At 69.7% G+C, this 7,152-nt stretch carries 6 protein-coding genes; 5 read left to right on the forward strand and 1 reads right to left on the reverse strand.

All coding sequences use genetic code 11. The features are described 5' to 3' along the window. From L995_RS08240 to L995_RS08255, 4 genes are all read left to right on the forward strand, one after another. Positions 1–1,066 (forward strand): protein-disulfide reductase DsbD family protein (locus L995_RS08240; protein ID WP_047470895.1); only part of this gene is annotated, 1,066 nt, incomplete at its 5' end. A 191-nt stretch (positions 1,067–1,257) separates the two neighbouring features. Continuing rightward, the gene (locus L995_RS08245) at positions 1,258–1,791 is read left to right on the forward strand and encodes a hypothetical protein (protein ID WP_016449276.1); all 534 of its coding nucleotides are present in this window, start codon (positions 1,258–1,260) and stop codon (positions 1,789–1,791) included. A gap of 236 nt (positions 1,792–2,027) precedes the next feature. Beyond that, the gene (nhaA, locus tag L995_RS08250) at positions 2,028–3,299 is read left to right on the forward strand and encodes a Na+/H+ antiporter NhaA (RefSeq protein WP_047470898.1); all 1,272 of its coding nucleotides are present in this window, start codon (positions 2,028–2,030) and stop codon (positions 3,297–3,299) included. A gap of 28 nt (positions 3,300–3,327) precedes the next feature. Then, positions 3,328–3,795: a CoA-binding protein gene (locus L995_RS08255; RefSeq protein ID WP_046984879.1), complete on the forward strand. Its 468-nt coding sequence runs from the start codon at positions 3,328–3,330 to the stop codon at positions 3,793–3,795. A 254-nt stretch (positions 3,796–4,049) separates the two neighbouring features. On the opposite strand, the gene L995_RS08260 is transcribed toward L995_RS08255, so the two are convergent. Then, a complete protein-coding gene (locus L995_RS08260) occupies positions 4,050–4,883 on the reverse strand; it encodes a GNAT family N-acetyltransferase (protein ID WP_047470902.1) in 834 nt (277 codons plus the stop codon). 307 nt (positions 4,884–5,190) lie between these two features. On the opposite strand from L995_RS08260, the gene L995_RS08265 reads away from it, so the two are divergent. After that, positions 5,191–7,023, forward strand: coding sequence for a methyl-accepting chemotaxis protein (locus tag L995_RS08265; RefSeq protein ID WP_047470900.1), 1,833 nt, complete (start codon positions 5,191–5,193; stop codon positions 7,021–7,023). Positions 7,024–7,152 lie beyond the last annotated feature (129 nt).

The raw sequence follows: 7,152 nt of genomic DNA on the forward strand, positions 1-7,152 counted from the left end.
CCGCGTCTATACGGCCGGCGTGGTGCTGTCCTTCCTGGCCCTGGGCGGGCTGCTGCTGGCGCTGCGCGCGGCAGGCGAGCAGCTGGGCTGGGGGTTTCAGCTGCAGTCGCCGGCCATCGTGGCCCTGCTGGCAGCCCTGTTCACGCTGCTGGGCCTGAACCTGGCCGGCCTGTTCGAGTTCGGCTCCATGCTGCCCGGGCGTTGGGCTGCGGCGCATGCGCGCCACCCGGTGGCCGATGCCTTTCTGTCCGGCGTGCTGGCCGTGGCCATTGCCTCGCCCTGCACGGCGCCGTTCATGGGCGCCTCGCTGGGCTTTGCCATCGACATGCCGGCCCTGCAGGCGCTGACGGTGTTCGCCGCCCTGGGCCTGGGCATGGCCCTGCCCTATCTGCTGGCCAGCTTCGTTCCCGCCGTAGTGCGCTGGCTGCCACGCCCTGGCGCCTGGATGGACACTTTCCGCCGTGCCATGGCCTTTCCCATGTTCGCCACCGTGGTCTGGCTGGTCTGGGTGCTGGGGCACCAGAGCGGCATCGACGCCGCCACTGCGCTGCTGGCCCTGCTGCTGGCATTCAGCGCCCTGGTCTGGACGCTGACGCTCAAGGGCCGCACGCGCGCCGTGCTGGCCACGCTGGCCGTGGTGCTGGGGGGCGCGCTGCTGGCCACCACCGCACCGCTGATCGCCACACCTGCCCAGGCGGAGGGCACGGGCATGGCGTCCGCTGCAGGCCAGCGCTGGCAGCCATGGTCGGCCGCCCGCGTGGCCGAGCTGCAGGCGGCGGGCAAGCCCGTGTTCGTGGACTACACGGCCGCCTGGTGCGTGACCTGCCAGGTCAACAAGCGCACCACGCTCAACCAGGAGGAGGTGCTGGCCGCCTTCGACAGGCACGGCGTGACCCTGCTGCGCGCCGACTGGACGCGCCGCGACCCGGCCATCACCGCCGCGCTGCAGCAGCTGGGCCGCAGCGGCGTGCCCGTCTATGTGCTGCATGCGCCGGGCAAGCCGCCGGTGGTGCTCAGCGAACTGCTGTCCAAGGGCGAGGTGCTGGGGGCGCTGGCCGCGCTTTGACGGCACCCCCTCCTGGGACAAACCCCGATTTTGGGTAGGTGCAAGACCTACATCTGTTGCAGTGCACGCCGTCCTAGACTGGATCCATCCGGGGAATACCGCAATCCGAACGCTAGGCGCCGCGGCTGCCGCCCGACTCCGGACCCGCCCGCACGGCAACTGCCCGCCCTGCACGACACAGGAGGTGGACCATGCATGCACTGATCACCCATTCGCACCCTTCGGGGGTGCACCATCGTTCACGCGGCAAGGGATTGCTGCTGGCGCTGGGACTGGCCAGCCTGGCTGTGGCGGGGATCGTCCTGCCCTTTGTGTGGGATCTGCTGGGCTTCGTCAACGGATTGCCCAAGATGGAGTGGCTGCAGTCCATCCTGGCGGTCTCGCCGGTGTTCAGCTGGCTGATGATGTTCGCCTGGGGCCTGGCCGTTCCCGTGGCGCTGATCTATGCGCTCTACCACCCGCAGACCCATCCCTGGGCCAACGCCGCCATGGTGGCGGGCGCCATGCTGGTGGCCATCACCTGGTACGTGCACATGCCGGCCGCATCGCAATGCACGGCCATGTATCCGCAGACCGGCATGGCCTGCTCGGTGCTGCAATGGGGCTTCAGCATGAGCCTGGGCGTGGCTACGGCGGCCTATGTGTTCCTGGTCTTCATGATTGCGCTGTCCTCGCTGGGGCTGCTGGCCGAATGCGTCTCGCGCAATGAGCCGCCCAGGCCCTGAATCCGCAGGGTCTTGCGCAAGAGTCCCGGCCGCCGATTTTTTGCCGCCGGGCCGCCCCAAGGCAAAAAGCGGCCCCCTCGGGGGGCAGCGGACCTTGCGCAGCAAAGGGGGCGTGGGGGCTTCTTTTATAATGGCGGCTGGGTGTCCAGACCGCATGGGGCGGCAGGACAGGTGTTGATAGCGCAGGTCGGGCCGCCTGCGCACCGGGGCCGCAAGGCCCCTTTGCTGCTTTGCACATGAACACCTACACGACCCCGCGGCCGTCCGGCCCGCGCATGCCCCTTTTCCTGTCTTTCGCCGATCGCGTCGGCGCCTTCCTGTCCCGCTGGTCCCATGCCGAGGCCGCGGGCGGCATCGTGCTGCTGCTGGCAGCGGCCGCCGCCCTGCTCTGGGCGAACTCCGGCTGGGCCGGCTCCTACGAGGCGCTGTGGCACACGCCGCTGAGCGTGGGCCTGGGCCCGTGGCAGCTGTCGCAATCCCTGCATTTCTGGGTCAACGATGCGCTGATGAGCGTGTTCTTTCTCGTGGTCGGCATGGAGATACGCCGCGAGATGCATTCCGGCGCACTGGCCCAGCCGCGCCAGGCGTTGCTGCCCGTGATGGCCGCGCTGGGCGGCGTGGTGGCGCCGGCGCTGATCTTCCTGGCCTTCAACGCCGCGCCGCCGCTGCGCAACGGCTGGGCCGTGCCCACGGCCACCGACATCGCCTTTGCCATGGGCGTGCTGGCCCTGCTGGGCCGGGGCCTGCCGCCCGCGCTGCGCGTGTTCCTGCTGGCGCTGGCCATCATCGACGACCTGGTGGCCGTGCTCATCATTGCGCTGTTCTATTCGGGCGGGCTGCAATGGAGCCAGCTGCTGGTGGCCGCCGCCGGCCTGGCCGGCGTGTTCCTGCTGCAGTCGCTGGGCGTGCGCCGCGCCTGGGCCTATGTGCTGCCGGGCGCCGTGCTCTGGTGGGGCATCTGGCAGACCGGCGCCCATCCCACGCTGGCCGGCGTGGTGCTGGGCCTGGTGACGCCCGTGCATGCGCTGGCCGGCCGCGAAAGCGCCGCGCCCGTGGAGCGCGTGCAGGCGGACCTGCATCCCTGGGTGGCCTTTGGCGTGATGCCGCTGTTTGCGCTGGCCAATGCCGGCGTGCCGCTGCAGGGGGCGGGCACCGCTGGCATCGATGCGGCGGGCACCTCGGCCGTGATGTGGGGCGTGGCCCTGGCCCTGGTGCTGGGCAAGCCGCTGGGCGTGCTGATCAGCTGCTGGCTGGCCGTGCGCCTGCGACTGTGCGCGCTGCCGCCAGGCATGGGCTGGGGCGACACGCTGCTGGCAGGCCTGCTGGCAGGCATTGGCTTCACCATGGCCATCTTCATCGCCACGCTGGCCTTTGACAGCGAGGCCCTGCTCAATGCCGCCAAGCTGGGCGTGCTGTTGGCCTCGGCCACGGCCGCCGTGCTGGGGCTGGGCTGGGGGATGGTGCTGCGCCGGCGCCATGCTGCGGACGCGACAGCCCTGCCCGCCTGAACGGCAGGCGCTGCGTACACTGCGGCGCATGAGCGACACAGCAACAGACTCCCGCCTGCGCGACATCCTCGTGCAGTGCCGCACCCTGGCCGTGGTCGGCCTGTCGCCGCAGCCCGAGCGGCCCAGCCACCAGGCCTCGCAGTACATGCAGCGTCATGGCTACCGCATCGTTCCCGTCAACCCCGTGGTGGCACGCGAAGGCGGCCTCATCCTGGGCGAGCCCGCGCATGCCAGCCTGGCCGACGCTGCGGCCGCGCTGGCCGCACAGGGCCTGCGCATCGACATGGTCGATTGCTTCCGAAAGAGCGAAGACATCCCGCCGCTGGCCGCCGAGGCCGTTGCCGTCGGCGCGCGCTGCCTGTGGCTGCAATTGGGCGTGGTCAACGACAAGGCCCTGGAACTGGCCCGCGCTGCGGGCCTGTGGACCGTGCAGGACCGCTGCGTGAAGATCGAACACCAGCGCCTTCTGGCCGATGCCCCGCCCACTGCCCGGTAACTCAGGAATTGCCCATGAAAAAGGCCGCAGCCCCGAAGAGGCTGCGGCCTGCAATTGGCGTGGACCAAGGCCCGGTCAGTCCGGTGCAGGTTACCTGCCTCCGTCCGGGTGTCTGCTTCAGCCCACATCCAGCATCATGCACGGTCTTTGTGACAGCCCTGTGATGCACATCACGGTCCGGCCCATTGCACAAGAAGCCGGCTCCGCCCTCTCTTTCCGAAAATTCCCAATTTCCCCAAAACGCTGCGACGGCCTCAGCCGCGCCGCGTGAACAGGCGCAGGTAGCGCGAAGGCAGGTCCTGCATGCGCATCATGATGGGCAGGTCGGCCGTGTTGAAGTCGCTGTCCCAGGCCGGCGCGCCCAGCACCTTGGCCCCCGTGCGCAGATAGCCCTGGATCAGCGCAGGCGGCTCCACGCTCATGCCGCTGGTGCTGACGGATGCCAGCTCCTCGGGCAGGGCTACGCGGGGACGCACCTGCAGCTCGGGCTCGGCCAGATGGGTCTGGCGCAGTTGCTGCCAGACGCGCGCCGGGCCCTCGCCATGGGCCAGCCCCGGGTACTGCATGGGGATGCTGGCGCAGCCGACCATGGCGTCGAGCCGGTTGCGCTGCATGAATTCGGCCAGCGCGCCCCACAGCGCCAGGATCACGCCGCCCTGGCGGTGCGATGCATGCACGCAGCTGCGGCCCAGTTCCACCATGCGCGGGCGCCAGGCGTGCAGCGGGGCGAGGTCGAATTCCTGGTCGGAGTACAGGCCCCCGGCGCGCAGCGCCTGGGTGGGAGTGAGCAGGCGGTAGGTGCCGATGACCACGCCCTTGTCGGCATCGCAGACCATGAGGTGCTCGCAGAAGTCGTCGAAGGCGTCGATGTCGTGTCCGGCCAGCGGCGTCTGCAGCACGGCGCCCATCTCGGCGGCGAACACCGCGTGGCGCAGGCGCTGCACCTGGCGCACCTCGTCGAGATGGCGGGCCCAGCGCACATCCAGCCGCAGCGGTTTGTCCGCGGCCTGGGGTGGCTGGAGAAGCGCGGAAAGCGGGGGCTTGGCGATCTCGATCGCCGCGTTGCGAAGGGTGTCCAGAACGTCCATATGCCCGCCTTCCTCGTCATGTTGGACGCAGTCGGTGACCTGCCTGTGCCACTCGGTTTGCCTGCGTGCCGCCATTGTGGAAAGCGGCCATGAAAGTCCCGCGACGGTTGCGTTACAGCAACATGTCACACCGCACTGCAATGGTGCACTGCAGCAAATGCCTCTATGACAGGTGCTGCGCGCAAGTTGGTGCACGCCACCACAGGGTTGGCATGTCGTCAAAAATGAAACAAATTGTGCGTTAATGACAGGGCCGCATGCCCGGCCATTGCGGCTTGCGGAGTCCTCAGTCTTCCCTTGCCGCGCCATGCTCCAGACCCTTCGCTCCAAGATCCTTGCCATCAGCACAGCCACCGTGGTCGGCGCCCTTGCCATCACGGGGGCTGCCACGTACCACATCGTTCGCGGCAGCACTTTCCACACCATTGAACAGGACCTGGACGCCATCACCGCCGGCAACACCATGGCCATCGACCAGTGGGTGGCCTCCAAGGCACGCGCCGTCAGCGCCGCCGCCGCCGTGATCGAGCACGGCGACCCGCAGGGCTTTGCCGCCCACATGGGCCAGGCCAGCGGCTTTCCCATCACCACGGTGGGCTGGGAAGACAAGACCTACAAGTCCACCACCAGCACTCCGCCCGACTACGACCCCACGGCCCGCCCCTGGTACAAGAGCGCCGTGCAGGCCGGCAAGCTGGCCCTGACCAAGCCCTATGGCGACTCCACCACGGGCGTGCCCTATGTGGCCTTCGTGGCGCCCATGCTGCGCGGCGGCGCGCTGCAGGGCGTGATCAGCGGCGCCGTGCCGCTGGAGGGCGTGCGCGAGGTGGTCTCCGCCATCCGCCCCACGCCCGGCAGCCTGGGCTTCGTGGTCAGCCGTGACGGCCAGGTGCTGGCGCATGCCGATGCCAAGCTGCTGCTCAAGCCCACCTCCGACCTGTCCGAGCTGCTGACGCCGGCTGCGCTGACCGCGCTGGCCAGCGCCACGGCGCCGCTGGAAGTGAACCTGGGCGGCAGCGCCAAGCTGCTCAAGGCCCGCCCGGTGCAGGGCACGGACTGGCTGCTGGTGGTGGCGCTGGACAAGGCCGAGGCCACGACCGGCCTGCAAAGCGTGCTCAAGACGCTGGCCATCGCCATCGTGCTGCTGGCCTGCCTGGCCACGGCCGTGGCGGCGGCGCTGACGGCCCAGTCCTTCCGGCGCCTGTCCCAGGTGCGCGACGCCATGGACAAGATCGGCTCGGGCGGCGGCGACCTGACGCAGCGCCTGCCGGTGTCGGGCAATGACGAAGTGGCGCAGATCGCCTCGTCCTTCAACGGCTTCGTCGAGCAGATCGGCACCGTGCTCAAGGATGTGCGCAACGGCGTGGAGTCCATGAAGACCGCCACCGACGAGATCAAGCTGGGCAACCTGGACCTGTCCAACCGCACCGAATCCTCGGCCAGCAGCCTGCAGGAGACCTCGGCCTCGCTGTCGCAGCTGACGGCCAATGTGCGCCAGTCGGCCGAGGCGGCCGCCATGGCCACGCGCCTGGCCCAGTCGGCCAGCAGCTCGGCCACCAAGGGTGGCGACGTGGTGGGCAGCGCCGTGAGCACCATGGACGACATCTCCAAGGCCTCGTCCAAAATCGGCGAGATCATCGGCGTCATCGACGCCATCGCCTTCCAGACCAACATCCTGGCGCTCAATGCCGCCGTCGAGGCCGCCCGCGCCGGTGAGCAGGGCCGGGGCTTTGCCGTGGTGGCGGCAGAAGTGCGCAGCCTGGCCCACCGCAGCGCGGCGGCCGCCAAGGAGATCAAGACCCTGATCGACGCCTCCGGCGCCAGCGTGGCCATGGGCACGGAGCGCGTGCGCGCGGCCGGCCAGACCATGGGCGAGATCGTGGACGGCATCCAGCGCGTCTCCCAGATCATTGTCGAGATCAACGGCGCCATGACCGAGCAGAGCGTGGGCATCGGCCAGATCAACCAGGCCGTGGCCGACATGGACCGCGCCACGCAGCAGAACGCCGCGCTGGTGGAGGAGTCCACCGCCGCATCGTCCGTGCTCAACGAACAGGCCCACCACCTGTCGCGCACGGTGGCCGGCTTCACGCTGGAAGGGCGTGCGCCTGCCCGGGATCAGCTGCTGCTCACCAACTGAGCCGCCGCAAGCGACGGGCTCAGGCCTGGGCCGGCGCTCCCAGGCGCTGGGACAGGCTGCGCGCCTGGGCCTGCAGCAGCCGGGCCGGCCGGCCCTGGGGGTCCAGGTCCAGCGTGGCCGAGGACGCGG

This window comes from Delftia sp. ZNC0008, assembly GCF_000799035.1.
GTDB lineage: Bacteria > Pseudomonadota > Gammaproteobacteria > Burkholderiales > Burkholderiaceae_C > Comamonas > Comamonas tsuruhatensis.

Excerpts from the sequence above, each read along its gene's own strand:
- L995_RS08245 (WP_016449276.1), top strand. The coding sequence starts at position 1,258 with ATGCATGCACTGATCACCCATTCGCACCCTTCGGGGGTGCACCATCGT.
- nhaA (WP_047470898.1), top strand. The coding sequence starts at position 2,028 with ATGAACACCTACACGACCCCGCGGCCGTCCGGCCCGCGCATGCCCCTT.
- L995_RS08255 (WP_046984879.1), top strand. The coding sequence starts at position 3,328 with ATGAGCGACACAGCAACAGACTCCCGCCTGCGCGACATCCTCGTGCAG.
- L995_RS08260 (WP_047470902.1), bottom strand. The coding sequence starts at position 4,883 with ATGGACGTTCTGGACACCCTTCGCAACGCGGCGATCGAGATCGCCAAG.
- L995_RS08265 (WP_047470900.1), top strand. The coding sequence starts at position 5,191 with ATGCTCCAGACCCTTCGCTCCAAGATCCTTGCCATCAGCACAGCCACC.